At 61.7% G+C, this 24,581-nt stretch carries 26 protein-coding genes; 17 read left to right on the forward strand and 9 right to left on the reverse strand.

Annotated elements, in window-relative coordinates:
• Nucleotides 1-25: 25 nt before the first annotated feature.
• Together C6558_RS10645 and C6558_RS10650 are read left to right on the forward strand one after the other, a co-directional pair.
• Complete coding sequence (locus tag C6558_RS10645; RefSeq protein WP_025428626.1) at nt 26-1,480, forward strand: ABC transporter substrate-binding protein; 1,455 nt, start codon at nt 26-28, stop codon at nt 1,478-1,480.
• 239 nt (nt 1,481-1,719) lie between these two features.
• Nucleotides 1,720-2,811: an ABC transporter ATP-binding protein gene (locus tag C6558_RS10650; RefSeq protein ID WP_025428627.1), complete on the forward strand. Its 1,092-nt coding sequence runs from the start codon at nt 1,720-1,722 to the stop codon at nt 2,809-2,811.
• Nucleotides 2,812-2,857: 46 nt separating this feature from the next.
• Here the strand turns inward: C6558_RS10650 and C6558_RS10655 are convergent, their stop codons facing one another.
• Genes C6558_RS10655 through C6558_RS10675 form a run of 5 tightly spaced genes read right to left on the reverse strand, consistent with a single transcriptional unit; the run spans nt 2,858 to nt 6,950 of the window.
• Nucleotides 2,858-3,364 (reverse strand): GAF domain-containing protein, encoded by a 507-nt coding sequence (locus C6558_RS10655; protein WP_025428628.1) that lies wholly within the window; start codon nt 3,362-3,364, stop codon nt 2,858-2,860.
• 21 nt (nt 3,365-3,385) lie between these two features.
• Nucleotides 3,386-4,126, reverse strand: a complete 741-nt coding sequence (locus C6558_RS10660; RefSeq protein ID WP_025428629.1) for an ABC transporter ATP-binding protein — start codon at nt 4,124-4,126, stop codon at nt 3,386-3,388.
• The gene (locus tag C6558_RS10665) at nt 4,123-4,956 is read right to left on the reverse strand and encodes an ABC transporter ATP-binding protein (protein ID WP_025428630.1); all 834 of its coding nucleotides are present in this window, start codon (nt 4,954-4,956) and stop codon (nt 4,123-4,125) included. Before C6558_RS10665 ends, C6558_RS10660 begins: the two co-directional genes overlap by 4 nt.
• Nucleotides 4,956-5,861, reverse strand: coding sequence for an ABC transporter permease (locus C6558_RS10670; protein WP_025428631.1), 906 nt, complete (start codon nt 5,859-5,861; stop codon nt 4,956-4,958). Before C6558_RS10670 ends, C6558_RS10665 begins: the two co-directional genes overlap by 1 nt.
• A gap of 12 nt (nt 5,862-5,873) precedes the next feature.
• Nucleotides 5,874-6,950, reverse strand: a complete 1,077-nt coding sequence (locus C6558_RS10675) for an ABC transporter permease (RefSeq protein ID WP_025428632.1) — start codon at nt 6,948-6,950, stop codon at nt 5,874-5,876.
• 120 nt (nt 6,951-7,070) lie between these two features.
• Here C6558_RS10675 and C6558_RS10680 point away from each other — a divergent pair, with 120 nt between their 5' ends.
• The 3 genes from C6558_RS10680 to C6558_RS10690 all read left to right on the forward strand — a co-directional run bounded on the left by C6558_RS10680 (nt 7,071) and on the right by C6558_RS10690 (nt 9,932).
• Nucleotides 7,071-7,757 carry a helix-turn-helix domain-containing protein gene (locus C6558_RS10680; protein WP_245449149.1) on the forward strand — a complete coding sequence of 229 codons (687 nt, stop codon included), beginning with the start codon at nt 7,071-7,073 and terminating at the stop codon, nt 7,755-7,757.
• A 10-nt stretch (nt 7,758-7,767) separates the two neighbouring features.
• Nucleotides 7,768-9,357 (forward strand): ABC transporter substrate-binding protein, encoded by a 1,590-nt coding sequence (locus C6558_RS10685; protein ID WP_107027222.1) that lies wholly within the window; start codon nt 7,768-7,770, stop codon nt 9,355-9,357.
• Nucleotides 9,358-9,503: 146 nt separating this feature from the next.
• A complete protein-coding gene (locus tag C6558_RS10690) occupies nt 9,504-9,932 on the forward strand; it encodes an OsmC family protein (RefSeq protein WP_025428635.1) in 429 nt (142 codons plus the stop codon).
• A 44-nt stretch (nt 9,933-9,976) separates the two neighbouring features.
• On the opposite strand, the gene C6558_RS10695 is transcribed toward C6558_RS10690, so the two are convergent.
• Together C6558_RS10695 and C6558_RS10700 are read right to left on the reverse strand one after the other, a co-directional pair.
• On the reverse strand, nt 9,977-10,498 hold the full coding sequence (locus tag C6558_RS10695) for a hypothetical protein (protein ID WP_038578194.1): 522 nt from the start codon (nt 10,496-10,498) through the stop codon (nt 9,977-9,979).
• A 41-nt stretch (nt 10,499-10,539) separates the two neighbouring features.
• Nucleotides 10,540-10,965 (reverse strand): Lrp/AsnC family transcriptional regulator, encoded by a 426-nt coding sequence (locus C6558_RS10700; protein WP_025428636.1) that lies wholly within the window; start codon nt 10,963-10,965, stop codon nt 10,540-10,542.
• A 124-nt stretch (nt 10,966-11,089) separates the two neighbouring features.
• Between C6558_RS10700 and C6558_RS10705 the strand changes: the two genes are divergently transcribed.
• The 8 genes from C6558_RS10705 (at nt 11,090) to C6558_RS10740 (ending at nt 18,284) form a co-directional block, all read left to right on the forward strand.
• Complete coding sequence (locus C6558_RS10705) at nt 11,090-12,142, forward strand: ornithine cyclodeaminase (protein ID WP_277996393.1); 1,053 nt, start codon at nt 11,090-11,092, stop codon at nt 12,140-12,142.
• A 1-nt stretch (nt 12,143) separates the two neighbouring features.
• A complete protein-coding gene (ctlX, locus tag C6558_RS10710; RefSeq protein WP_025428638.1) occupies nt 12,144-13,115 on the forward strand; it encodes a citrulline utilization hydrolase CtlX in 972 nt (323 codons plus the stop codon).
• Nucleotides 13,116-13,146: 31 nt separating this feature from the next.
• Complete coding sequence (locus C6558_RS10715; RefSeq protein ID WP_025428639.1) at nt 13,147-13,950, forward strand: dimethylarginine dimethylaminohydrolase family protein; 804 nt, start codon at nt 13,147-13,149, stop codon at nt 13,948-13,950.
• A 30-nt stretch (nt 13,951-13,980) separates the two neighbouring features.
• Entirely contained in the window at nt 13,981-14,781 is an 801-nt protein-coding gene (locus tag C6558_RS10720) for a transporter substrate-binding domain-containing protein (RefSeq protein WP_025428640.1), read from the forward strand.
• A 124-nt stretch (nt 14,782-14,905) separates the two neighbouring features.
• Nucleotides 14,906-15,619: an ABC transporter permease gene (locus tag C6558_RS10725; RefSeq protein WP_025428641.1), complete on the forward strand. Its 714-nt coding sequence runs from the start codon at nt 14,906-14,908 to the stop codon at nt 15,617-15,619.
• Nucleotides 15,619-16,320 (forward strand): ABC transporter permease, encoded by a 702-nt coding sequence (locus C6558_RS10730; RefSeq protein WP_025428642.1) that lies wholly within the window; start codon nt 15,619-15,621, stop codon nt 16,318-16,320. Before C6558_RS10725 ends, C6558_RS10730 begins: the two co-directional genes overlap by 1 nt.
• 37 nt (nt 16,321-16,357) lie before the next feature.
• A complete protein-coding gene (locus tag C6558_RS10735; protein WP_025428643.1) occupies nt 16,358-17,122 on the forward strand; it encodes an ABC transporter ATP-binding protein in 765 nt (254 codons plus the stop codon).
• Nucleotides 17,123-17,132: 10 nt separating this feature from the next.
• Nucleotides 17,133-18,284, forward strand: a complete 1,152-nt coding sequence (locus tag C6558_RS10740) for a M20 aminoacylase family protein (RefSeq protein ID WP_107027223.1) — start codon at nt 17,133-17,135, stop codon at nt 18,282-18,284.
• A gap of 30 nt (nt 18,285-18,314) precedes the next feature.
• On the opposite strand, the gene C6558_RS10745 is transcribed toward C6558_RS10740, so the two are convergent.
• Nucleotides 18,315-19,691 (reverse strand): FAD-containing oxidoreductase, encoded by a 1,377-nt coding sequence (locus C6558_RS10745; protein WP_107027224.1) that lies wholly within the window; start codon nt 19,689-19,691, stop codon nt 18,315-18,317.
• The gene (locus tag C6558_RS10750; protein ID WP_025428646.1) at nt 19,688-20,155 is read right to left on the reverse strand and encodes a membrane protein; all 468 of its coding nucleotides are present in this window, start codon (nt 20,153-20,155) and stop codon (nt 19,688-19,690) included. The genes C6558_RS10745 and C6558_RS10750 overlap by 4 nt, the downstream gene beginning before the upstream one ends.
• A gap of 335 nt (nt 20,156-20,490) precedes the next feature.
• On the opposite strand from C6558_RS10750, the gene C6558_RS10755 reads away from it, so the two are divergent.
• The 4 genes from C6558_RS10755 to C6558_RS10770 all read left to right on the forward strand — a co-directional run bounded on the left by C6558_RS10755 (nt 20,491) and on the right by C6558_RS10770 (nt 24,356).
• Complete coding sequence (locus C6558_RS10755) at nt 20,491-21,402, forward strand: ABC transporter substrate-binding protein (protein WP_025428647.1); 912 nt, start codon at nt 20,491-20,493, stop codon at nt 21,400-21,402.
• Nucleotides 21,403-21,517: 115 nt separating this feature from the next.
• The gene (locus tag C6558_RS10760; RefSeq protein WP_025428648.1) at nt 21,518-22,684 is read left to right on the forward strand and encodes an ABC transporter permease; all 1,167 of its coding nucleotides are present in this window, start codon (nt 21,518-21,520) and stop codon (nt 22,682-22,684) included.
• Nucleotides 22,681-23,619 carry an ABC transporter ATP-binding protein gene (locus tag C6558_RS10765; RefSeq protein WP_025428649.1) on the forward strand — a complete coding sequence of 313 codons (939 nt, stop codon included), beginning with the start codon at nt 22,681-22,683 and terminating at the stop codon, nt 23,617-23,619. Before C6558_RS10760 ends, C6558_RS10765 begins: the two co-directional genes overlap by 4 nt.
• A complete protein-coding gene (locus C6558_RS10770; RefSeq protein WP_025428650.1) occupies nt 23,619-24,356 on the forward strand; it encodes an ABC transporter permease in 738 nt (245 codons plus the stop codon). The genes C6558_RS10765 and C6558_RS10770 overlap by 1 nt, the downstream gene beginning before the upstream one ends.
• Nucleotides 24,357-24,581: the final 225 nt, after the last annotated feature.

Below are 24,581 nucleotides of genomic sequence, written 5' to 3' on the forward strand. Positions count from 1 at the left end.
AAGAATTCATTCAAGGGAGGAAAGAATGAGGAAACTGCTACTGACATCAGCGTCGCTGGGTGTCCTTGCCATGGCAAGCACCGGCACGGCACTCGCCTGCGACCCCGATTATTCCGGCGTCGAACTGACGGCGACCACGCAGACCGGGCCTTATATCGCGTCCGCGCTGCAACTTGCGGCCAAGGGTTGGGAGGAAAAGACCTGCGGCAAGGTAAAGGTGGTCGAGTTTCCGTGGTCGGAACTCTATCCGAAAATCGTTACGTCGTTGACATCGGGCGAAGATGCCTTTGACGTCATCGCCTTTGCGCCGGCTTGGGCGCCGGACTTTACCGATTTCCTGTCGGAAATGCCCGCCGACATGCAGAAAGGCGCCGACTGGGAGGATATCGCACCGGTCTATCGCGAACAGTTGATGGTCTGGAACGGCAAGATCCTGTCACAGACGATGGATGGTGACGCCCATACTTACAGCTATCGTATCGACCTGTTCGAGAATGCCGACAACCAGAAGGCCTTCAAGGCGAAATACGGCTACGATCTGGCGCCGCCGAAGACCTGGAAGCAGTATCTCGACATCGCCGAATATTTCAACCAGCCCTCCAACAACCTGTGGGGAACGGCCGAAGCCTTCCGCCGCGGCGGCCAGCAGTTCTGGTTCCTCTTCAGCCACGTTGCCGGCTACACCAGCCATCCCGACAATCCAGGCGGCATGTTCTTCGATCCGGACACGATGGATGCGCAGGTCAACAATCCCGGCTGGGTCCGCGGCCTCGAGGAATATATCCGCGCCTCGAAGCTCGCTCCGCCGAATGCCCTGAACTTCTCTTTCGGCGAAGTGAACGCGGCGTTTGCCGGCGGCCAGGTTGCCGAGTCGATCGGCTGGGGCGATACCGGCGTTATCGGCGCCGACCCGAAGCAGTCGAAGGTGGCAGGCAATGTCGGCTCGGCGTCCTTGCCGGGTTCGGACGAGGTCTGGAACTACAAGACCAAGAAGTGGGACAAGTTCGACCACGTCGTGCAGACCTCCTTCATGGCGTTCGGCGGCTGGCAGGCGGCGGTACCCGCATCGTCGACCAAGCAGGAAGCGGCCTGGAACTACATTCAGTATCTGTCGAGCCCTGCCGTCTCCGGCCAGGCGGCGATCACCGGCGGTACCGGCGTCAATCCCTATCGCATCTCCCACACGACCAATGTCGATCTCTGGTCGAAGATCTTCTCCGAGCGTGAAGCCAAGGAGTACCTGGGCGCGCAGAAGGAGGCGGTGACCGCGAAGAACATCGCGCTCGACATGCGTTTGCCGGGCTATTTCTCCTACACCGAAGTGCTTGAAATCGAACTTTCCAAGGCACTTGCCGGCGAAGTCACACCGCAACAGGCGCTTGATAGCGTCGCTGAGCAGTGGAACAAGCTGACGGACGAATTCGGTCGTGACAAGCAGCTTGCTGCCTATCGCGCATCGATGGGCCTGCCACAGAAATAGGATGAGCCAGCGCCCGCTCCGAAGTGACCGGGGCGGGTTTCTCGATATCTGCGGCCGGGGCGCACCGTCCCGGTTGCAGCTACGCTACAGCGCCGCGCGTCAGATATGGCGCACTAAAGACGCTGTGGCGCTTGAAACCTGCTGCATAAAGTTCTCCTCAGATCGATGTCGATTTGAGGGATTATGCAGTATCCCGGTCGCTTTTCGCGCCGGCTATCGTCAGCAGAAAAGGCGTCAGCATGTCCCAGGTCCGGTTGGAGCAGATCACCAAGTCCTTCGGTAACATCACCGTCATCCCGCCGCTCGATCTTGAAATCGCCGACCGGGAGTTCGTCGTTCTCGTCGGGCCGTCCGGTTGCGGCAAGACGACCACCCTGCGCATGATTGCCGGCCTTGAGACGGCATCTTCGGGCACGGTGCGGATCGGCGAGCGTGACGTCACCGATTTACGCCCGGGCCTGCGCAATTGCTCGATGGTGTTCCAGAATTACGCGCTCTACCCGCATATGACGGTGGCCGAGAACATCGGCTACGGCATGAAGGTGCGGGGCACTTCGAAGGCCGACATCGAAAAATCCGTCGCCGAGGCGGCCCGTATTCTCAATCTCGGCGCCTACCTCAATCGCAAGCCGAGCGCCCTTTCCGGTGGCCAGCGCCAGCGCGTCGCCATCGGTCGCGCGATCGTCCGCCAGCCCGATGTTTTCCTGTTCGATGAGCCGCTGTCGAACCTCGACGCCAAGCTGCGCATTGAAATGCGCACGGAAATCAAGCTGTTGCATCGACGTCTTCAGACGACTGCCGTCTACGTGACCCACGATCAGGTCGAGGCCATGACCATGGCCGACCGCGTCGTCGTCATGAATCAGGGACGCATCGAACAGGCCGCCGATCCGATCACCCTCTACGAGGCGCCGAGCAATCTGTTCGTCGCGGCATTCATCGGCGCGCCGAGCATGAATTTCGTCGAGGGAACGCTCGAGCGCGGCGACGGCGGGCTATGGTTCAAGGCGGATGGTGGCATCGCAGCCAGGATACCAGACACACGAGCCGAGAAACTCGGCGCTTTCATCGGTCAGGCCGTCGTGCTTGGCATTCGCCCGGAGCACACGATGGCGTCGGACGTCGATGCGCCGAAGCTCTCCGTGCAGGTACGCGATATCGAGCCCCTGGGGCCGCACACACTGGCGCTCGGCAAGGTCGGTCAGGCAGCGTTCACCGCACAGATCCACGCGGCATCGCGGGTCAGGCCGGACGACACGATCGAGGTCCCGATCGAGACGCAGAAGATGCACTTCTTCCTGAAGCAGACCGGCATGGCGATCGGTCGCTGAGGCAAAGGCGTGGCCGAGGGCAATCGATGCCCCCGGCCACGACATGTCAGTTCTTGGCCGAGCGAGCGGCGGCGAGGAAAGCCAGCTTGGCCGGCAGTTCCAGATGCTTCGACAGGGCAACGCGCTCGGGCGTGTAATGATGTTCGACGTCGAGGCAGTTGACGGTTCCGAGCAGTTCGCCACCGACAACGACGGGGATGTTGGCGACCGATCCGCAGCCGAGTGCCCAGATCGTTTCGTGGTCGCCGAATACCTTGGAGATGTCGACAATCGTATTGGCGACGAAGGTCTGATGCGCCTTGTGCACGATGTCGAACCAGCTGTCGTAGCGGATCGGCTTGGTGCCGGAGGTCGGGTATTCCTCCGGATGCGAGGTATAGGCGCGACGGGCGACTTCGTTGACCATGTCGACGGTCATGATCGTGAAGAGCTTGGCGCCGATCACCTGGCGGCAAAGCGTCTGAAGCGCGCCCCATACGGCGTCCGCGTCGATGTCCTTGGCAATCGCCGCGTCGAATTCAGCCAACGCGGCAGCGATCTGTTCACTGTTCATCATAAGTCCTTGGAATGTTGATTAGTTCGCGTGCGCTGCGCTGATGTGCATCAGTTCGCGCGAATAGGGGTCCTTGAGGTCGCCACGCTTGAGGTCGGCGACATCGGCCACTTCGACGATGCGGCCCTGCCGCATCACTGCCAGCCGGTCGCAAAGGAAGGAAACGACTGGAAGGTTGTGGGTGACCATGAGGAAAGTCAGGTTCTGTTCCTGCCGCAAACGCTTGAGCAGGTTCAGGATTTCCGCCTGTACCGACACGTCGAGTGCCGAGGTAGGCTCGTCGAGCAACAGCACCTTCGGCTTCAGCATCAGTGCACGCGCAATGGCGACGCGCTGGCGCTGGCCGCCGGAGAGCTGGTGCGGAAAGCGGAAGCGGAATTTCCGGTCGAGGCCGACGGAGGACATCACTTCTTCAATACGCGCGCTGCGATTTCCGATGCCGTGAATGGTCAACGCTTCGCCGAGCGTGGCATCGACGGTCTTGCGCGGATGCAGCGAACCGTAGGGATCCTGAAACACCATCTGGCACTGACGGGAGAAGGCCCGGTCGATACCGTGGCTGCGCGGCTTGCCGAAGACGTTGATCTCTCCGGTCCACTCGGGAGCAAGGCCGGCGATTGCCTTCAGCACCGTCGACTTGCCCGAGCCGCTCTCGCCGACGAGCGCAAAGCTTTCGCCATCGGCAATCTCGAGATTGACGTCGTGCGTGATGTGCGCGTCGCCGTAGAAGATGTCGAGGTTCTTGAGGGAAAGCGCCGTCATTTCTTTGCCCATGCGCTGCGGTCGAGCACGGGAAGCTCGGTCCGGGTTTCGTCGAGACGCGGGATCGAAGCGATCAGACCACGGGTATAGGGGTGTTTGGCATTCATCAATTCGCCCGCCTTGCACTCTTCCACGACCTCGCCGGTGTTCATCACCAGGATCCGGTCGCAGTAGCTCGAAACAAGGTTGAGGTCGTGGCTGATGAAGATCAGGCCCATGCCCTTGCGCTTGACCAGTTCGTCGATGATGTCGAGGACCTGTGCCTGCACCGAGACGTCGAGCGCCGAAGTCGGTTCGTCGGCGATCAGGAGGTCGGGTTCCGGGATCAGCATCATTGCGATCATGACGCGCTGGCCCATGCCGCCGGAAACTTCGTGCGGGTAAAGTTTCGCAACGCGCTCCGGGTCGGCGATCCGGACCGATTCCAGCATGGTCAGAACGCGGTTGTTCACTTCGCGGCGCGGCATACGCTGATGCGTCAGCAAGGCCTCGGCGATCTGTTCGCCGATCGTCATCACCGGGTTCAGCGAGAACTTCGGGTCCTGCATCACCATCGAGATGCGGGCGCCGCGGATCGGGCGCATCTGCCGTTCGGAGCGTGTCAGCAGGTCGATGCCGTCGAAGGTCAGCTTGTCTGCCGTTACCCGGCCCGGTGCGCGCACCAGTTTCAGGATCGAGCGGCCGGTCATCGACTTTCCCGAACCGCTCTCGCCGACGATCCCAAGGCGTTCGCGGCCGAGCGTGAAGGAGAGGCCACGGACGACCTCAAGGTCGCCGCGCGGCGTCGGGAAGGTGACGCGCAGGTTTTCGATTTCGAGAAGCGGGTTCATCAGCGTTGCTCCCCGCTCTTCGGATCGAGCACATCGCGCAGACCGTCTCCAAGGAAGCAGAAGCCGAGGCTGACGAGGATGATGGCAAAGCCTGGCATGGTTGCCACCCACCACTGGTCGAGAATGAAGGAACGGCCGCGCGAGATCATCGCACCCCATTCGGGAAGCGGCGGCTGGGCGCCCAGCCCGATAAAGCCGAGGCCGGCTGCCGTCAGGATGATGCCGGCCATGTCCAGCGTGACGCGCACGATCATCGAAGAGGTGCAGAGCGGCAGGACGTGACCGAGATTGACCCGGAGGCTCGACGCACCGAGCAGCCGCACGGCCGAGATGAATTCCGAGTTCTTGAAGGTCATCGTCTCGGCACGGGCGACACGGGCGTAACCCGGCCAGGAGGTGATGGCGATGGCGATGATCGCATTTTCGATGCCGGGACCAAGCGCCGCGACAAAGGCAAGCGCCAGGATCAGCTTGGGCAGCGACAGGAAAATGTCGGTGATGCCCATGAGGATGCGATCGACCCAGCCGCCGAAATAGCCGGCGGCAACACCGATCACCAGGCCGGCGGGCGCTGCGAGCACCGCCACCAGCGTCACAATCGCCAGCGTGATGCGTGCACCGTAGACGACGCGCGACCAGATATCGCGGCCGAGTTCGTCGGTTCCCATCCAATGCTCGGCACTTGGCGGCAGCAGGCGCTCGCCGAGTGCCTGGCGAAGCGGATCATGCGTCGCGATCCAGGGTGCGAACAGTGCGGTCAACACGAGCACCAGGATGATGATCGCGCCGACCACGGCGAGCGGATTGTGCATCAGCGCGCCGAAAATCCGGTAGAACCTGCCAAGGCGCGCTTGCATCGGCGAGGCGGGGCTGTCGTCGATCAGCCAGTCGCGAAGTGTTGTCATGTCCGCTTCTCCCTAGCGCGCACGCGGATCGAGCACGCGATAGAGCACGTCCGATATCTTGTTGATGCCGATGAAGACCGCGCCGATCACCAGGGTCGAGCCGAGGACGGCCGCCATGTCGGCGTTGAGCAGGGCGACGGTCAGGTAGTTGCCGATGCCGGGCCACGAAAAGATCGTCTCGATCATCACGGAGCCTTCGAGCAGGCCGGCATAGGAAAGCCCTATGACGGTGATCAGCGGCACGCGGATCGGGCGGAAGGCATGGCGCCAGATCACGAGCCGTTCCGGAACGCCCTTGACCCGCGCCGTCGTCACATATTCCTGGCTCAACTGATCGAGCATGAAGGACCGTGTCATGCGGGCGATATAGGCAAGCGAGAAGAAGCCGAGGCAGGACGCCGGCAGGATGAGATGCCAGACCGCGTTGCGGAAGATCTCCCAGTCGCCGGCGATGATGCTGTCGACGAGGATAAGGCCGGTGATCGGGGTGACGACGCCGTCGTAGAAGATATCGACCCGACCAGGGCCGCCGACCCATTTCAGCTTCGCGTAGAAGACGGCGAGCCCGACGAGGCCGAGCCAGAAGGCCGGCACCGAATAACCGAGCAGGCCGACGACGCGGATGCCCTGATCGAGCCAGGAGCCGCGGCGGCTTGCGGCGACGACGCCGAGCGGCACGCCGATCAGTACGCCGAGGATGATGCCGAGCGTCGCCATCTCCAGCGTCGCCGGGAAGACCCGGGCGAGATCCTCGATCACCGGCTTGCCGGTTGATACTGCCGTGCCGAAGTTGCCGGTGACCACATCGCCGACATAGCTGACGAACTGGGCGGCCAGCGGTCGATCGAGACCCATTTCCTCGCGGACGCGCTCATAGACGGCGACGGGGGCACGGTCGCCGACGACGGCGAGCACTGGGTCGATCGGCACGATGCGGCCGATGAAGAAGGTGATTGCGAGCAGCCCGATGAAGGTCACGCCAAGCGTGACGAGAAAGCCAAGCAGCGAAAAAAGGCGCCGTCTGCCCGGGCTTTGTGCCCCGGCGCGGCGCGTCGGCGCGGGCGCTGTAGTCGTGTTGTTGTTTGCCACGTGGCGATTCCATCCCTCGTTCGCTTGCGGTCGCGGCTGTCGATAGCGCAAGAATTCGCTTGGAGTATATAAATAAGTTTGCTTAAATCAAAAAAATTTTACTGGTGAGGAGAATCCATTGTGACCGTGCCATCTGAGGATGCAGAGACCGCATCCGCCAGGGCCGCGACTGCGGGCCAGCCGCGGATCGGCGCGCTGTTGCGTGCGCGCCGGCGGCAGATGCATATGACGCTGCAGGCGCTGAGCGATGCTGCGGGGGTATCGGTTGGCTATCTCAGCCAGATCGAGCGCGATCTCGCCATGCCTTCCCTCGGCACGCTTGCGCAGATCGCCCAGGGGCTGAACGCCGAGCTCAACCACTTCATCCTGGCACCGGCGATCGATACCGGTCTGTCACGCGCCAGCGAGCGCATGGTCTTTTCCGTCGGCGGCTCGCCGGTGTCCTATGAGCGGATCGGTGCGGACTTTGCCGGGAACCAGCTATCCAGCTTCGTCATCACCATCCCCGCCGGACACCGCTCGGAGGAGTTCAGCCATGAGGGCGAGGAACTGGTGTACGTCCTGCAGGGCGAAATCCTGTTCGGTCTCGATGACGACGAGACCACACTTACCCCCGGCGACGGCCTGCATTTTCGGGGTATCCAGCCACACTACTGGTGGAACAAGACGGATCGGCCCGTCCGGCTGATCTGGACCGGCACCCTGCCTCTGTTCCGATCCCGTACACCCTTGCCCAACGAGACCGGTATGCCTCAGGCAACCCCCAAGCCGGCGACGACAACAAAAACCAAACCTCATCGAAAATAGGAGAGCGATGATGAGAATGTTCAAGGCCGCGGTTTTCGCGGCATCCCTTATGCTGAGCGTGGCTCCGGCAGCTTTGGCGGAGACCCCGGCCGAAGTGCTGGTGGTTGCCCAGAACATCGACGATATCGTCAGCATCGATCCGGCCGAAGCCTACGAGTTTTCGTCCGGCGAATATGTGACGCAGACCTATGACCGTTTGGTGCAATATGATGCGCCCGACGTCCTGAAGCTTTCGCCTGGTCTTGCCAGCGAATGGACCGCCGACGATGCGGCAAAGACGATCACCTTCACCCTGCGAGATGGCGTCACCTTCTCCTCCGGCAACCCGCTGCGTGGCGAAGATGTTGTCTACTCCTTCAAGCGCGTCGTCGCGCTCAACAAGGCGCCTGCCTTCATCCTGACGCAGCTCGGCTGGACACCTGAAAATATCGACAAGATGGTGACTGCCGACGGCAACAAGGTCACGATCAAGTATGAAGGCGACTTCTCGTCGGCGTTCGTACTCAACGTTCTGGCGGCACGTCCGGCCTCGGTCGTCGACGCGGAAGCCGTCAAGGCGAACGAAGCCGACGGCGACTACGGCAATGCCTGGCTCAAGGCGAACTCGGCCGGTTCCGGCCCGTTCGTGCTCAAGGCTTTCCGCGCCGGGGAACTTCTGAACCTGCAGAGCAACCCGAACTATTTCGGCGGCGCTCCGGCCATCAAGGGCGTGATCATCCGTCACGTTGCGGAAGCCGCAACCCAGCAGCTGATGCTTGAAACCGGCGACGTCGACATGGCGAAGAACCTGACGCCCGACCAGGTCGCAAGCCTTGGGGCCAAGAGCGGCATGAAGGTCGAATCCTACCCACAGGCGGCCGTCCACTTCCTGTCGTTCAACCAGAAGGCCGCAGCCCTGCAGCCGCCAGCCGTCTGGGAAGCAGCCCGTTATCTCGTCGACTACAAGGGCATGACTGACAGCTTCCTGAAGGGCCAGATGGAGGTCCACCAGGCCTTCTGGCCGAAGGGCTTCCCGGGCTCGCTCGACGAAACGCCTTATACCTACGATGTCGAAAAGGCGAAGAAGATCCTTGCCGATGCCGGCATCCAGACGCCGATCAAGGTGACGCTCGATGTTATCAACTCGACGCCGTTCACCGACATGGCACAGTCGCTGCAGGCTTCCTTCGCCGAAGCCGGCATCAACTTCGACATCATCCCGGGAACCGGCAGCCAGGTCATCACCAAATACCGTGCCCGTACGCATGAGGCCATGCTGCTCTATTGGGGCCCTGATTTCATGGACCCGCACTCGAACGCAAAGGCCTTCGCCTATAACGAAGACAATGCGGACGACAAGTATCAGTCGACGACCACATGGCGTAACGGCTGGGCAGTCCCGGCAGAGCTCAACGAAGCGACGAAAGCTGCGTTGAAGGAAGCCGATCCGGCCAAGCGTTCGGCGCTCTATGTCGACCTGCAGCGCAAGGTGCAGGAAACGTCACCGATCGTGGTCATGTTCCAGGCCGCAACTCAGGTTGCGATGAAGGACAAGGTCGAAGGTTACGTCAACGGCGCTACCTCCGACTTCGTCTTCTACCGCCTCGTCAAAAAGAACTGATTCCTGTGCGCGCTCACTTGCACCTGCAACTGAGCGCGGACATATCAGAGCCGCGGGCCACTTGTGACCCGCGGCACCACGGCCGAATCGGGACTTCTGCGTAGTGGCTGAACCCGATTCTGCGAACATTGGAGAAGGCGAGTAAAATGGCAGACGTGAAGGTAAGGACGCGAGAAACAGGCGCCACGGCAGTGGTGGGCAGGACCGGCTTTCCGCACGTGACTTCGGTTACCGGCGGCGAACTGGATATCGTGACGGGCCCGTCGCAGCCGGGCTACGGACCGCTTGACCTGCTCTATGCTTCGCTCGCCAGCTGCCTGGTATTGAGCGCCCGCATTGCCGCCAGCCGTTTTGGCGTCCTCGACCGGTTGACCGAAGTCAGCGCCAGGGTGACGGGCGAGAAGGCCCATGACGAACCGTCACGGATCGGGAAATTCGAGATCGTCTTCGACATCAAAGGCGATTTTGACGACGCGACCCGGCATGCCATTGCCGAGGCTGCCGAAAATGAAATCTGCACCGTCAGCAACACCTTGCGCGGCAACCCGGAATTTGTGACCCGATACGCAGATTGACCCTCTTTGTATGAGTGGCCCGACCGTCTCGGGCCACGGCCCGCTCAATCCATGAACGGCGCCAATTCCCTATCGAATTCGACTTCGACCACGTTGTTGAACAGCGCGGTTGCGACCATGATCCCCGCAAATGCCACGAGGTTGACGAGCGCCGCATTGTCATAGCGCGCTTTCAACCCGTCCCAGATCTCTGCCGGCACCGCATTCGAATTGGCGACGATCGCCCGGCCGAAATCGATCAGCCGCTGTTCGTCCTCGGTCGGCACGAGGGAATGGAAGTCGGCGCCGGAATTGGCGAAGGCGCGGCGGAAAAAGCCCATCGCGATCGGCGATTTCATCGCCTCGGAGATTGCATGCGAGAGCAGCCAGATCGCCCGGTCGTCGAGAACAGGCCGCAACTCCTCCCGCAGCGTGAACCACTCGGCATAGATCCGGTGCGCCGTCGGCGAATGCAAGAGGGTACGCTTCATATTGGTCATGCGGCCACGGACTTGGACCTCCTCGTCGTGGGCGGCACGGATAGCGTCGGAAGCGGTGTCGTAATCGATCTGGGGAATGTGGCTCACGGTCATGCCTGTATTGGTGATGGCGGGGGGACGCGCAGATGTCAGATGGTGCTGAGAAGTATGCTCGTCTCGCTGTTGAGCACGCCTTCGACGTCGCGGACCTCGCGCAGGATGCGGTCGAAGTCGCTGAGGCTGTTGGCGCGAATTTCGGCCACCATGTCCCAGGCGCCATTGGTGGTGTGGAGAGCATAGAGTTCGGGCAGGCCGCGAAGGAATTTGATCACCTTTGTGGTCGTGCGCCCGCTGACCTCGATCATCATGATTGCCCGAATGGCGCGCTGGTCATAGTCCTGGCGGACGCGCAATGTGAAGCCCAGCACCGCCCCGGTTTCCAGCAGCCGGTCGATGCGCGTCTGTACGGTTGCACGCGATATGCCGAGAACCGAGGCGACCTTGGAGTAGGGCGCGCGGCCGTCTTCTCGCAGAAGCGAGATAAGCTGGTGATCGAGGTCATCGAAGATATGCATAAAAATCTTATAGATGAGTTGTACAATTTGCGCAATCTTTTGCAAGATTTTGCGCAAGTTTAAAATTTCAACTCGCTTCTTGCGTGCCTACGCTGACCTCATCGAATTTCCCGATGGAGATGAAATCGTGGTTCAGTATGTCGGTGTCGGCAACGTAATCGAGCTGGTCAAATCGATCGGCATTGAAACGTTCCTGTTGGGTCTTGCGGAATATATCGAAGACGATTTCCGCAGGTGGAACGCTTTTGAGAAAACCCCGCGGCTGGCGAGCCATTCGAAGACGGGGGTCATCGAATTGATGCCGACGTCCGACGGCGAGCATTACGGCTTCAAATACGTCAACGGCCACCCGAAGAATCCGAATGTTGGCTTGCAGACTGTGACGGCCTTCGGTGTTCTCTCGGACGTCAGCACTGGTTATCCCTGCCTCGTCTCCGAGATGACGATCATGACGGGTCTGCGCACGGCGGCGACCTCTGCATTGGCCGCAAAGTACCTGGCTCGCCCCGATGCCCGCTCGATGGCGATCATCGGGCTTGGCGCGCAGTCGGAATTCCAGGCGCTCGCCTTCCGGGCCCTGCTCGGGATCAAGCGCCTGCAGGTGTTCGATATCGACATCGAAGCGGCGGACAAGTTCCTGAAGAACCTCGCCGACATGGATTTCGATATCGTTGTCGCCAAGACCGCAGAAGAGGCCGTTGCTGGCGCCGACATCATCACGACGGTGACGGCCGACAAGCGCAACGCGACGATCCTCTCCGACAATATGGTCGGCGCCGGCGTGCACATCAACGCCGTAGGGGGCGACTGCCCCGGCAAGACCGAACTGCAGGGCGATATCCTGCGCCGTGCCGATGTCTTCGTCGAATATCCGGAGCAGACGCGGATCGAAGGAGAAATCCAGCAGATGGCGCCGGACTTCCCGGTGATCGAACTCTGGCGCGTGATTGCCGGCGAGGCTGAAGGCCGCCGGTCGGGCTCGCAGATCACCATCTTTGATTCCGTCGGCTTTGCCACGGAAGACTTTTCGGCGCTGCGCTTCCTTCGTGACAGGATCCAGGGCACGGCCTTCTACACCGAGCTCGACCTGACGACGCAGCCGGAGCATCCGCGTGATCTCTACGGACTGTTCAAGCAGCCGGCGGCCGCTGTCATTGCCGAGCGGAGCGTTGCCTGAGATGAAGAGACTGTCCGTACAGGCGCCGAAGGGTGTCGTGATGATCCGTCCGCACCATTTCGGCCCGAACCCGATGACGGCCAAGGACAATGCCTTCCAGTCGACTGACGAGGCGCGCAAGCCCTCGGCGATCGCAACTGCCGCTTTTGATGAAGTGACGCGCATGGCTGATGGCCTGTCGGCCGCCGGCGTCGCCGTCCACCTGTTCGAAGACGAGACGATGACCCGTCCGGACTCGGTGTTCCCGAACAACTGGTTCTCCACCCATTCGGGCGGACATGTGGCCATCTATCCGATGTATTCGGAAAGCCGTCAGAGCGAACGCCGCGCCGACATCATCGAGATGCTCAAGAACGAGTATCGCGTCCAGGACGTGATCGACTACTCAGGCCTCGAAAAGGACGGCGTCTATCTTGAAGGCACCGGCGCCATGGTGCTCGACCATATCGGTCGCGTGGCCTATGCGGCCCGGTCGAACCGCACCAACGAGGTGGCGCTGGAGCGCTTCTGCACCCACTTCAACTTCGAGCCGATGGTGTTTGGTGCGGTCGACCGCAACGGCAACTCGATCTACCATACCAATGTGCTGATGTGCATCGGTACGGATTTCGCGCTGATCGGCACCAGCATGATCCCCGACGCGGCAAGGCGACAGGAAATTTGCGCGCGGCTGGAGGAAACGGGCCGGCAGGTCATCGATCTCACGATCGATCAGATCGAGAATTTTGCCGGCAACGCGATCGAACTCGACGGCGCCGATGGCCGTGTCGTCGTGATGTCGGCGCGTGCGCTTGCGTCGCTTCGGCCGGACCAGGTCAAGGCGATCGAGGTTTCGGCGCGCGTGCTCGCCTTCGACGTGCCGACCATCGAGCTTGCCGGCGGCTCCGTGCGCTGCATGCTTGCCGGCGTGCATTTGTCACGCAGAGAACCCGCCGGTACGCAAAAGCTTTACGCCGCCACATCCGATCGATAGAAGCACCTCATCCAAGCCAAAGGTACTACAAATGTCGCAAGCACGCCCCGTCTACAATTTCAACAACATCATCGTCCGCACGCCCTCGACCACCGTCGTCAACGGCCTGCGTGCCGATGACCGTGGCAATCCGACCTATGAGGGCGTGAAGGCCGAGCACGATACCTACATCGCTGCGATGAAGGATGCGGGCGTCAAGGTCACCGTGCTTCCGGCGCTCGAAGCCTTCCCGGATTCGATCTTCGTCGAAGATCCGGCGCTGGTGTTCACCGAAGGCGCGATCCTCCTGCGTCCGGGTGCTGCCACCCGCGTCAAGGAAACCATCGAGATCGAGCCGACGCTTCGCGCGATGTTCGAGACGGTTCTCGATCTGCCGGGCACCGGCCTTGCCGATGGCGGCGACGTGCTGACGACCCGCGAAAGCGTGATGATCGGTCTTTCCGCCCGCACCGACAAGGTCGGCGCCGAAGCGCTGCAGGCGTGCCTCGACAAGCTCGGCCGCAAGAGCGAGATCGTCACCACACCGGAAGGCGTATTGCACTTCAAGACCGATTGCTCGCTGCTCGATGAGGAAACCGTGCTCTCGACCGCTCGTCTTGCCAAGTCCGGCGTGTTCGACCGCTTCAAGCAGGTCATTATTCCCGAAGGCGAAGAGCCGGCGGCCAATGCGCTGCGCGTCAACGACGTCGTCATGGTTGGCTCCGACTTCCCGCGCACGATCGAGATGCTCGACAAGCTCGGCTACAAGGTCGTGCCGATGAAGACGACTGAAATCGGCAAGATCGACGCCGGCCTGTCCTGCATGTCGCTGCGCTGGTTCAGCAACACGCTCTGATCCAGACATAATATTCGCGGAGGAAACATCATGAGAACTTTCAAGTCGGCCCTGTTCGCGGGGATCGCCCTCACCATGGCGGCAAGCGCTGCTTTCGCTGAGGACACGCTGCGTCTGGGCATGACGCCCGAGCCCTACATGCCGTTCACGCAGGTCAACGCCGGCGGCGAATGGGAAGGCCTTGAAGCCGACCTGTCGCGTGCCCTCTGCGAAAAGATGGCCGTGAAGTGCGACATCAACCAGATGGCGTGGGATGGCCTCATCCCGTCGCTGAAGGAAAACAAGGTCGATTTCATCATCGGTGCGTTCTCGATCACCGATGAGCGCCGCAAGGTCGTCGACTTCTCGACGCCTTACTACACCGAAGGCACGTCCTTCGTCGGCGCCAAGTCCGACACCAGCGAGATCAAGACGACCGACGCCGCCGACGGCGGTGGCCAGATCATCGATCCGGCCAGCGTCGAGGGCAAGATCATCGGCGTTCAGACGTCGAGCGTGCAATCGGCCTACGTCGCCAAGTATCTGCCGGGCGCCGAGGCCAAGAGCTACGATACCGCCGACAACTCCGTCGCCGATCTCGTCGCCGGCCGCGTCGACTACGTTCTGATCCCGGACCTCTACATCCAGACGTTCCTGAAGTCGCCTGACGGCGCCGACTACGAAGTCAAGGTCGAGGTTCCCAAGAACGCCGTACTCGGCGAAGGTGTTGCCTATGCGGTGCGCAAGGGCGACGCTGCGAACCTCGAGAAGGTCAATGCCGGCCTCGCCGCTCTCGAAAAGGATGGGCAGATCAAGACGCTCGTCGACAAGTGGATCTTCGGCAAGAAGTGATAACGGACGTTTTCGAGGGCGACGGGCCGAGGCCCTTCGCCCTCGATCGCCAAACGGACCGCAGCGTCCGGGGCATCATCGCAGCCTTTGGCTGACGACACCAATCGGGAACAGGTAGCGACGGATGGAGTATTACTGGCAATTGCTTGCCTGGGGCGGCGAGGGCTGGGGCGATGATTTCGCCTGGGGCCTGGTGATGACGCTGCAGGTATCCGTGGTCGCCTATGCAGTCGCGGTCGTCTTCGGGCTGCTGGGCGCTGCCGGCAAGCTGTCGAAGCACCGCTTGCCACGTCTTCTGGCCGATATCTACACGACCGTCGTGCGTTCGCTTCCCGAACTCCTGGTTATCCTGCTTCTGTATTTCTCGGTGGCAAGCGGCGCTGAGCGGCTGCTGAAGCATTTTGGTCTCGTCGCCGAGACGTTTCAGTTCAGCTCGTTCTGGGCGGCAATCATCGCGCTTGCCTTCGTCTCCGGCGCGTTCATGACAGAAGTGCTGCGTTCGGCCTTCCTCGCCGTTCCGCCCGGGCAGATCGAGGCTGCGGTTTCGATCGGCATGCGGCCACGCAAGGTCTTCACCCGTATCGTGCTGCCGCAGATGATGCGCCACGCCGTGCCCGGCATGGGCAATCTCTGGCTTTCCATCACCAAGGAAAGCGCCATCATCAGCGTGCTCGGCTCGTTCAGCGAGTTGCTCTATACCGGCTACCGCGCTGCCGCGGGCACCAAGCAATACATTTTCTTCTACGGGCTGACGGCCGTCCTGTTCCTGCTGATTACGCTTGTCTCAGCCTTGGTGATCGCGCAGATCGAACGCCGCCTTAACCGGGGGCACAATTGATGGAAACGATCTCCAACGTTGTCGGCTTCTTGCCGGCGCTCATCAAGGCGACCCCGCTGACGCTGCTGTTGACCGCCGTTGCCGGCGTCTTCGGTCTGGTCATAGGCACGTTTGTCGCGCTCGCCCGGCTTTCGACCCGACGCATCCTATCGATGCCGGCCTATGTCTTCACCTTCGCGTTTCGCGGTACGCCGCTACTCGTGCAGATTTATCTCATCTATTACGGCCTCGGGCAGGTCCTGCCGGGAACCTGGGTTCGCCACAGCTTCCTGTGGCCGTATCTTCGCGACGGCCTGTGGTACGCGATCTTCGCGCTCAGCCTCAACCAGGCGGCCTACAATGCCGAAGTCATCCGCGGCGCGATCAAGGCGATCCCGCGTGGGCAGATCGAGGCCGCAAAATCGATCGGCATGCGATCGTCGATGATACTCAGGCGGATCACGCTGCCGCAGGCGCTGCGATCCTGCTTGCCGGTTCTGACGGGCGATCTGATCATCCTTTTGAAGACGACCTCGCTCGCCTCGACGATCACCATTCTCGAGGTGATGGGCACCGCGCGCATGCTGCAGCGTCAGTCGCTGTTGATCTTCGAGCCGTTGATCGCGGCCGGCATCATCTATTTCACCGTCGTCTTCATTCTGACGCGAGTGATGAACGTCGTCGAAAAGCGGCTGACCCGCTACCGCACGGCGAAGGCATAGGTACACGGCGCGCAGAGGCGCCACGGGAGGAACGATGATGGTCGCAACCGCACTGTCAGTGAAGAACATCCACAAGAGCTTCGGCTCGGTCGAGGTACTCAAGGGTGTTTCGTTCGAAGCGAAATCCGGCGACGTCATTTCGCTGATCGGCAGCAGCGGCTCTGGCAAAAGCACGCTGCTGCGCTGCATCAACTATCTCGAGACGCCCGACGAGGGCGAAATCTCGGTATCGGGCGAAGTGATCAGGACGTTGAAGGGCAAGGACGGCAAGCTCGTTGCCGCCGACAAGCGTCAGCTCGAGCATATCCGCACCCGCCTCGGCATGGTGTTCCAGAGCTTCAATCTCTGGTCCCACAAGACCATCCTCGAAAACATCATCGAGGGGCCGATGCATGTGCTTGGCATGACGCGCAAGGACGCCGTCGGCGAGGCCGAGGTGCTGATGGAGAAGGTCGGCATCACGCCGAAGCGCGACCACTATCCCAACCAGCTTTCGGGCGGCCAGCAGCAACGCGCAGCGATCGCGCGGGCTTTGGCGATGAAACCCGATGTGATGCTCTTCGACGAGCCGACATCGGCGCTGGACCCGGAACTCGTCAACGAGGTGCTGCTGGTCATCAAGAAACTGGCGGAGGAGGGGCGCACCATGGTGATGGTGACGCATGAAATGTCGCTGGCGCGCGACATCTCCAGCGAAGTCATCTTCCTTCACAAGGGGCTCGTTGAAGAACGCGGCGCCCCGTCGCAGGTCATGCGTGACCCGAAGTCGGCGCGCCTGCGCCAGTTCCTGCAGATGGCTTGAGGAGAACACCATGCGCGACGTGATCCTGTCGAAATTCCTGCCTGAACTCGTCAATATCCGCCACAAGCTGCACGAGATGCCGGAGATCGGCCTGTCTGAAGTGAAGACCTCGGAATTCGTCGCCGGCCTGCTGCAGTCCTGGGGCTTCGAGGTGACGCGCGGGCTTGCAACGACCGGCATCGTCGCGACACTGAAGCGCGGCAACAGCAACCGGTCGATCGGCTTTCGTGCCGACATGGATGCGCTGCCGATGCAGGAAGAAACAGGACTCGCCTATCAGAGCCAGCATCCCGGCGCGATGCATGCCTGCGGCCATGACGGTCACACGAGCATGCTGCTGGGCGCCGCCTGGGCGCTGTCGCAGGATGCGAGTTTCAACGGAACCGTGCATCTGATCTTCCAGCCCGCCGAGGAGAATTTCGGCGGCGGCAAGCTGATGATCGAGGACGGCCTGTTCAAGCGCTTTCCCTGCGAGCGCGTCTTTGCGCTTCACAACTGGCCAGGTCTGCCGGCCGGTACCTTCTCGACGCGCGCCGGTGCCATGGCCGCCTCGATCGATGTGCTGACGCTGACGATCAGGGGCAAAGGCGGCCATGGGGCGCAGCCGGAACTGACGGTCGATCCGGTGGTCGTCGGCTCAAGCGTCGTCATGGCGCTGCAGACGCTCGTGTCGCGCAACGTCTCGCCGCATCAGCCCTCGGTCGTGACCGTCGGTTCGTTCCAATCGGGCTCGGCGTCCAACATCATTCCCGACACCGCAGTGCTGGAGATCAGCATGCGGGCAACCGATCCTGCCGTGCGAAAGCAGTTGCAGGAGCGCGTCGAGCAGATTGCGCGTTTCCAGGCGCAGAGCTTCAATGCCGATGTTACTTTCGGCTGGCAGGTCGGTTATCCCGCGACCATCAACGACGCGGAGGCGGTCGCAGAGGCGCGCGCCGTGATCAGCGAGAAATTCGGTGAAGGCGCGTTCGTCGAACTCGCCCAGCCGTTGATGGGCAGCGAGGACTTTTCCTTCCTGCTCGAAGAGGTTCCCGGCGCCTACGTGCTGATTGGCAATGGTGAGAGCAGCGGGCTCCACACCACGCGCTACGACTTCAACGACGAAATCCTCGAACGTGGCGCGATGTATTTCTACCATCTCGCACGCTCTGCGCTGGTCTGAACCAACACCTGACGGTCGGCTTGCCGACCGTCAGTTTGCCGGCGCGAGATCCCCGAAGACCGTCGGGATAAGCTCCGAAACCGTCGGGTGAATGTGCACCGCATGGGTGATCGTGGTGTAGGGCTTCTTGGCGTACATGACGTCGAGAATGCTCTGAACCGCTTCGTCGCCGCCGGTGCCCAGGATCGATGCGCCGAGGATCTCCTTGCTGTCGGCGTCGACGACAACCTTCATGAATCCCTCGGTCTCGCCTTTTTCGACCGCCCGGCCGACCCGGGTCATCGGCCTCCTACCGACGGCAATCTTGCGGCCGGTCTTGCGCGCCTCGGTCTCGCTCATGCCGGCGCGCCCGAGCGGCGGGTCGATATAGAGCGCATAGGTGGAGATGCGGTCGCTGACGCGCCGCTGCTCGCCGTCGAGCAGGTTGGCGGCGACGATCTCGAAGTCGTTATAGGCAGTGTGGGTGAAGGCGCCGCGGCCGTTGCAATCTCCCATGGCGAAGATGTGCGGCACGTTGGTCCGCAAGGCGTCATCGACCTCAATATAGCCGTGCGCGTCGGTCTTTACGGCCGCCCTGTCGAGCCCGAGATCGTCGGTGTTCGGCCGGCGGCCCGTCGCAAGCAGCAGATGTGAGCCGGTGACCTCCGGCGCGCCCGAGGTGCAATCGACGCCGGCGACGACATCGTCGCCTCGCCTGGCGAAACGAATGCATTCGGCGTTGAGCCGAAACCGGATGCCCTCCTTCTCCAGGATCGCAAGGACCGCATCTGAGACATCTGGGTCTTCGCGGGCAATCAGCTTCGGGCCCTTCTCGATCACCGTTACCTCGGAGCCAAAGCGGCGGAACATCTGGGCGAATTCAAGGCCGATATAACTGCCGCCGACGATGATCAGATGCCTTGGAAGAACATCCTGGTCCATCATCGACACATTGGTGAGAAAAGGCACGTCGTCGACACCGGGAAAATCCGGTACTGCCGCCCGACCGCCGGTGTTCAGGAAAATCTGGTCGGCAGTGAGGATTTCTTCGCCCACCCGGATCGTGTGCGGGTCCTCAAATTGGGCATGACCTTCGATGACGGTGCAGTTTTCCATCCCCTTGAGCCAGTTTTCAACGCCCGTGCGGGCGTCGGTCCTCACCTTGTCCTTGCGCGCCATGACGCGCTTGAAATCGACCGAAACCGGGCCGGTTGTCACGCCGAAATCGGCACCGCGACGCGCCATGTGCACGGCGTAGGCGCTGGCGACCATCGCCTTGGTCGGCATGCAGCCGGTGTTGACGCAGGTGCCGCCGAAGAGCTTGCGCTCGATAAGCGCCACGGCCTTGCCGGCCGCGGCCAGACGACCGGCCAATGATGGTCCCGCCTGGCCTGCGCCGATGATGATGGCGTCGAAATGTTTTGTCATAGGACCGAGGACACCACCCAGAGCGCGAGCAGCACTGCAACGACGTCTTCCAGCAGGGCAATCGGCAGGTCCTTACCGCCGGTGGCTGCGACCAGGCGTTTGCGCGCCTCATAGCCACCAAGCGTGCCGATCACGGCGCCGATGACGCCGGCAATCAGGCCGCCGACCAACGAACCGCCGGCAGTGCCCAGCACCGCACCGCAGAATCCGCCGCTGACGATGCGTGCGCCGAACTGTTGCGGCACCTTGCGGCTCGGTGTGCTCGGCAACTGGTCGGTGACGAATTCAACGAGCGCGAGGAGCCCGAAAATGTAAGGCGTAAAGCGGAAGCCCATGAAGGCTGCCCAGGTGCCGGAAAGCGGCAACCAGCCGGCGGCCGCACCAATGCTGACGGCGGCAGGTGCAGTCATGACGCGAAGGCCGGCGACCACGCCGATGAGAAGCGCGAGAAGATAGATTGACATCAATTCCCCGAACGTTCGCCGGGCGAACCCGCGCCGCCAGCCCCCAAGCGGTTCGGATCGAGCGGCATCGCAACCAAGAGTGAAAGCGGATGTTTCCGGCGGGCCTCAATCAGAGTGACCGACAACGCTGTTGATTGCAACGTCCAATCCTACGCTGCCCCATGCGGTAGTTGATGCTTTCGATCGCGTTACTTGATGTTGGAATTTTTCGCGCGCCGCACTTCCTGCGTGCAGCTCTATTTTTCGTCGAAGACTGACATATATGGAATGGCTTGCCCGGACGACGCGAATATTCCGTGATCAAACTGCGGGACTGAATTTCGAGGGAGATCTCCATGCGCCTGACCAAACTGCTTATCGGGACAGCCTTTGCCTTGACACTCACTGCAGCCGCCGCCAACGCCGACGTCGTGGTGTCCTCCAAGATCGATACAGAAGGCGGTGTGCTCGGCAACATCATCCTTGCTGTGTTGAATGCCAATAATATCAAAACTGTAGACCGCGTACAGCTCGGTGCTACACCGGTGGTGCGCAAGGCGATCACCGCCGGCGAGATCGACATCTACCCGGAGTACACCGGCAATGCCGCCTTCTTCTTCGAGAAGGCCGATGACCCGGTCTGGAAGGACGCGGCGAAGGCCTACGAGTCCGCCAAGAAGCTCGACTACGACGCCAACAAGATTGTCTGGCTGACGCCATCGCCGGCCAACAACACCTGGGCAATCGGGCTGCGCAAGGACGTCGCTGAAGCCAACAAGCTGGCGACGTTGTCCGATTTCGGCAAGTATGTTGCCGGCGGCGGAAACATCGTGCTCGCCGCATCGTCCGAATTCGTCAACTCGGCAGCAGCGCTTCCCGCATTCCAGACGACCTACGCCTTCACGTTGAAGCCGGAGCAGCTGATCACGCTTTCGGGTGGCGATACGGCAGCGACAATCGCTGCGGCTGCTAACCAGACGAATGGTGCCAATGCCGCGATGGTCTACGGCACCGATGGCGGCATCGCCCCCTCCGGCCTCGTGGTGTTGGAAGACGACAAGGCAGTCCAGCCGATCTACCAGCCGGCTCCGATCATTCGCGAGGCAGTGCTGAAGGAAAATCCTCAGATCGAGTCCCTGCTGAAGCCGGTCTTCGAGAAACTCGATCTGGTGACACTGCAGGAGTTGAATGGCCGCGTCCAAGTCGGTGGTGAACCGGCCAAGACGGTTGCCGAAGACTTCCTGAAGAAGAACGGCTTTCTGAAATAGGTTGACGCAAATGCGCGACGCTGGTCGGATGCACGCATCCGACCAGCGTTTTGTTTTCTAGGCGTAGAACGACCAAGGTCCGTCGAGCGGAAGCCGGGCGAGAAAAAGGGATCTGATGCAGCTCCGCGTGGACAAGCTTGGCGTGATCATTGCCGTGCTTACCGCCTACGGCGCCTTGCTGGCGCCCTTTGCGACTTTTCGTGCCAACCGCATCGTCGCCGGCGAGGCGAGATCGCTCGGCGAGGCGTTGCCTCCGGCGTGGGCTGCCATCATCCTTATCCTCGTGATCGCCACGGCGGTTGTCGCCCTCCTGAAAACGCCAAGCCCGCTACGCCTTGCCATCGCCTTTTCGACGATCGCGGCATTGGCGCTCGGTATCGGTGCTGCAGCCGGCCACCTGACGCCGCCTGAAAATACCTACGCCCGCGTTTCGCCAGCATCAGGGTTCTGGATTCTTTTGTTTGCGCTCGGTCTTCTAGCGGCCGACGCATTGACCCGGATGCGTCCATCCCCGCTGGTGCGAGTGCTGTTCCTTGCCGCCGTCCTTGGTTTTATTGCCGCGCTCCTGTGGTCCGGCACCTGGGACGGTCTGTCGCTTCTGAAAGAATATGCCAGCCGCGCCGACACCTTCTGGGCCGAGGCAGGCAAGCATGTGATGCTCGCCTTGGGTTCGCTTGCCGCCGCCACCATTGTCGGCATTCCGCTCGGCGTTCTCTGCCATCGTGTCACGCGCCTGCGCGATGGCCTTTTGGGTGTCCTGAATGCGATCCAGACGATCCCGTCGATTGCACTTTTCGGCATTCTGATAGCGCCGCTTGGCTGGATTGCGATCCATGTTCCGGGTGCTGCCGCCATCGGCATCCGTGGGATCGGGGCGGCACCGGCATTCGTTGCCCTTTTCCTCTATTCGCTGCTGCCTGTCGTCGCCAATACAGTGGTGGGGCTTGCCGGCGTGCCGCGAGAAGCCAACGACGCGGCACGCGGCATCGGCATGACCGACTTCCAACGCCTTGCCGGTATCGAGTTTCCGCTGGCTTTTCCGGTCGTTCTCACCGGCATTCGCATCGTGCTCGTTCAGAACATCGGGTTGGCGACGATCGCGGCGCTGATCGGCGGCGGCGGTTTCGGCGTCTTCGTCTTCCAGGGGGTGGGGCAGACGGCGATGGATCTGGTGCTGCTCGGGGCAGTGCCGACCGTTATCCTTGCCTTCACGGCCGCAATCGTCCTCGACGCCGTGATCGAGGCGGCTACTCCGAACCGCAACCAGGTGCAAAGCGCATGATCGAGATCGAAGGCATTACCAAGCGCTATGGCGAAACCACTGTCGTCAGGGATGTCCGCCTGACGATCGCGCCGCGCACGGTTACCGTTATCGTCGGCACGTCCGGTTCCGGCAAGACGACGCTGCTTAGGATGATCAATCGTCTGGTCGAACCGACATCGGGCACGATCAGGCTCGATGGCGAGGATAACCGCTCGTTGCCGGGCTACGAGCTGCGTCGCCGGATCGGCTATGCGATCCAGGGGCACGGGTTGTTTCCACATCGCACGGTCGCTCAGAACATCGCCACCGTGCCGACGCTGCTCGGCTGGGATCGCGCCCGCATAGACGCGAAGGTCGCCGAGCTGCTGACGCTTTTTCAGCTCGACCCCGCGGCGTTCGGCCCGCGCTATCCGCACGAACTCTCCGGCGGCCAGCAGCAGCGCGTCGGCGTTGCCCGCGCGCTTGCGGCAGAGCCGAAGGTGCTGCTGATGGACGAGCCCTTCGGCGCGCTCGACCCGATCATTCGCGCCAAGGCCCAGGACGACCTGCTGGCGATCCAGAAACATTTCGAAACGACTGTTGTCCTCGTCACGCACGACATGGAGGAGGCTTTCCATCTGGCCGACCGGATTGCGGTCATGGACAAGGGCGAGGTGGTGCAATACGCAACGCCGGCCGAAATGCTCGTCAAACCGGCGACCGCTTTCGTCGAGAGCCTGATCGGGGCCGGTGAGCGCCCGTTTCGCCTGCTGGCGATCGAGCCGGTGTCATCAGCCGTTGAACCGGGTACCGCTGAGGGAGAGGCGATCTCAAGCGCTGCCAGTCAACGCGAGGCCCTGTCGACGCTTCTCTGGTCCGGCCGCAAGGCTCTTCCCGTCGTCGGCCCCGATGGTGTCCTCATCGGCAAGGTCAGTCTTGAAAGCTTGGCGCAGCGTGCCGCGGGGCCATCGTGATGCTGCGTCTTCCCAACCTGTTCCGGCTGCTTGCTCTAGCCCTTCTGATCGCGTTTCTGGTCCAGCCGCAGTGGTTCGAGCCGCTGTTGCGACCGCTTGTGCAGGAGAATGCGCCGGCCATCTATAACCAGGGCAGCCTGCTGCAACTGACGTTTCTGCATCTGCGCACTGTCGCGATTGCAACGGCTGGCGCGACGGTGGTCGCGCTGGCTCTGGCGATCCTGGTGACACGCACTTCCGGAGCAGAATTCCTGCCGCTTTCGCGCAGCCTTGTGAACATCGGCCAGACGTTTCCGCCGGTTGCGGTGCTGGCGCTCGCCGTGCCGATCTTCGGCTTCGGCGAGAAGCCGACGCTGATTGCGCTCTTCCTCTACGGCCTGCTGCCGATCTTCGAGAATGCTCTGACTGGGCTTACGACCTTGCCGCCTTCGATCATGGAGGCGGCGCGGGGCACCGGCATGACCGGGCGCCAGCGGCTGATGAAAATCGAACTGCCGCTGGCGATGCCGGTCATCCTCGCCGGCATCCGGCTCTCCGTGGTGATCAGTCTGGCGACGGCGACGATCGGCTCGACGGTCGCGGCAAGGACGCTCGGCGAGGTGATCATCGCCGGCCTCCAGTCGAACAATCTCGCCTTCGTCGTACAAGGCGGCCTCATCGTCGCGGTGCTCGCGGTGTTGATCCACGACGCCTTGCAGGCAGCCGAACGAAGCATCAGTTCTCGAATGGGACGGTAGTTTCGTCAACAATTCGTTCTGGCGCGATGGAGATGCACTGCGCGGCGAGCCCCATTGGTCTGGACCGCTTTCCCTCTGTTGTGGCGTGAAGGGGTTGCCTCTCTTATTGGTTGTAGAGGCTATTCCCGCATTTCCGGTATTTTCCGGGTTTATGAAAATGAATTTCACAATTTTACAAAATACGCGGATTTAGGTTGACGACCTGAAAAAACTGTCCCAGTCTGC

This window comes from Ensifer sp. NM-2, from assembly GCF_003024455.1.
GTDB lineage: Bacteria > Pseudomonadota > Alphaproteobacteria > Rhizobiales > Rhizobiaceae > Ensifer > Ensifer canadensis.

Excerpts from the sequence above, each read along its gene's own strand:
- C6558_RS10645 (WP_025428626.1), top strand. The coding sequence starts at position 26 with ATGAGGAAACTGCTACTGACATCAGCGTCGCTGGGTGTCCTTGCCATG.
- C6558_RS10650 (WP_025428627.1), top strand. The coding sequence starts at position 1,720 with ATGTCCCAGGTCCGGTTGGAGCAGATCACCAAGTCCTTCGGTAACATC.
- C6558_RS10655 (WP_025428628.1), bottom strand. The coding sequence starts at position 3,364 with ATGAACAGTGAACAGATCGCTGCCGCGTTGGCTGAATTCGACGCGGCG.
- C6558_RS10660 (WP_025428629.1), bottom strand. The coding sequence starts at position 4,126 with ATGACGGCGCTTTCCCTCAAGAACCTCGACATCTTCTACGGCGACGCG.
- C6558_RS10665 (WP_025428630.1), bottom strand. The coding sequence starts at position 4,956 with ATGAACCCGCTTCTCGAAATCGAAAACCTGCGCGTCACCTTCCCGACG.
- C6558_RS10670 (WP_025428631.1), bottom strand. The coding sequence starts at position 5,861 with ATGACAACACTTCGCGACTGGCTGATCGACGACAGCCCCGCCTCGCCG.
- C6558_RS10685 (WP_107027222.1), top strand. The coding sequence starts at position 7,768 with ATGAGAATGTTCAAGGCCGCGGTTTTCGCGGCATCCCTTATGCTGAGC.
- C6558_RS10690 (WP_025428635.1), top strand. The coding sequence starts at position 9,504 with ATGGCAGACGTGAAGGTAAGGACGCGAGAAACAGGCGCCACGGCAGTG.
- C6558_RS10700 (WP_025428636.1), bottom strand. The coding sequence starts at position 10,965 with ATGCATATCTTCGATGACCTCGATCACCAGCTTATCTCGCTTCTGCGA.
- ctlX (WP_025428638.1), top strand. The coding sequence starts at position 12,144 with ATGAAGAGACTGTCCGTACAGGCGCCGAAGGGTGTCGTGATGATCCGT.
- C6558_RS10715 (WP_025428639.1), top strand. The coding sequence starts at position 13,147 with ATGTCGCAAGCACGCCCCGTCTACAATTTCAACAACATCATCGTCCGC.
- C6558_RS10720 (WP_025428640.1), top strand. The coding sequence starts at position 13,981 with ATGAGAACTTTCAAGTCGGCCCTGTTCGCGGGGATCGCCCTCACCATG.
- C6558_RS10725 (WP_025428641.1), top strand. The coding sequence starts at position 14,906 with ATGGAGTATTACTGGCAATTGCTTGCCTGGGGCGGCGAGGGCTGGGGC.
- C6558_RS10730 (WP_025428642.1), top strand. The coding sequence starts at position 15,619 with ATGGAAACGATCTCCAACGTTGTCGGCTTCTTGCCGGCGCTCATCAAG.
- C6558_RS10735 (WP_025428643.1), top strand. The coding sequence starts at position 16,358 with ATGGTCGCAACCGCACTGTCAGTGAAGAACATCCACAAGAGCTTCGGC.
- C6558_RS10740 (WP_107027223.1), top strand. The coding sequence starts at position 17,133 with ATGCGCGACGTGATCCTGTCGAAATTCCTGCCTGAACTCGTCAATATC.
- C6558_RS10745 (WP_107027224.1), bottom strand. The coding sequence starts at position 19,691 with ATGACAAAACATTTCGACGCCATCATCATCGGCGCAGGCCAGGCGGGA.
- C6558_RS10750 (WP_025428646.1), bottom strand. The coding sequence starts at position 20,155 with ATGTCAATCTATCTTCTCGCGCTTCTCATCGGCGTGGTCGCCGGCCTT.
- C6558_RS10755 (WP_025428647.1), top strand. The coding sequence starts at position 20,491 with ATGCGCCTGACCAAACTGCTTATCGGGACAGCCTTTGCCTTGACACTC.
- C6558_RS10760 (WP_025428648.1), top strand. The coding sequence starts at position 21,518 with ATGCAGCTCCGCGTGGACAAGCTTGGCGTGATCATTGCCGTGCTTACC.
- C6558_RS10765 (WP_025428649.1), top strand. The coding sequence starts at position 22,681 with ATGATCGAGATCGAAGGCATTACCAAGCGCTATGGCGAAACCACTGTC.
- C6558_RS10770 (WP_025428650.1), top strand. The coding sequence starts at position 23,619 with ATGCTGCGTCTTCCCAACCTGTTCCGGCTGCTTGCTCTAGCCCTTCTG.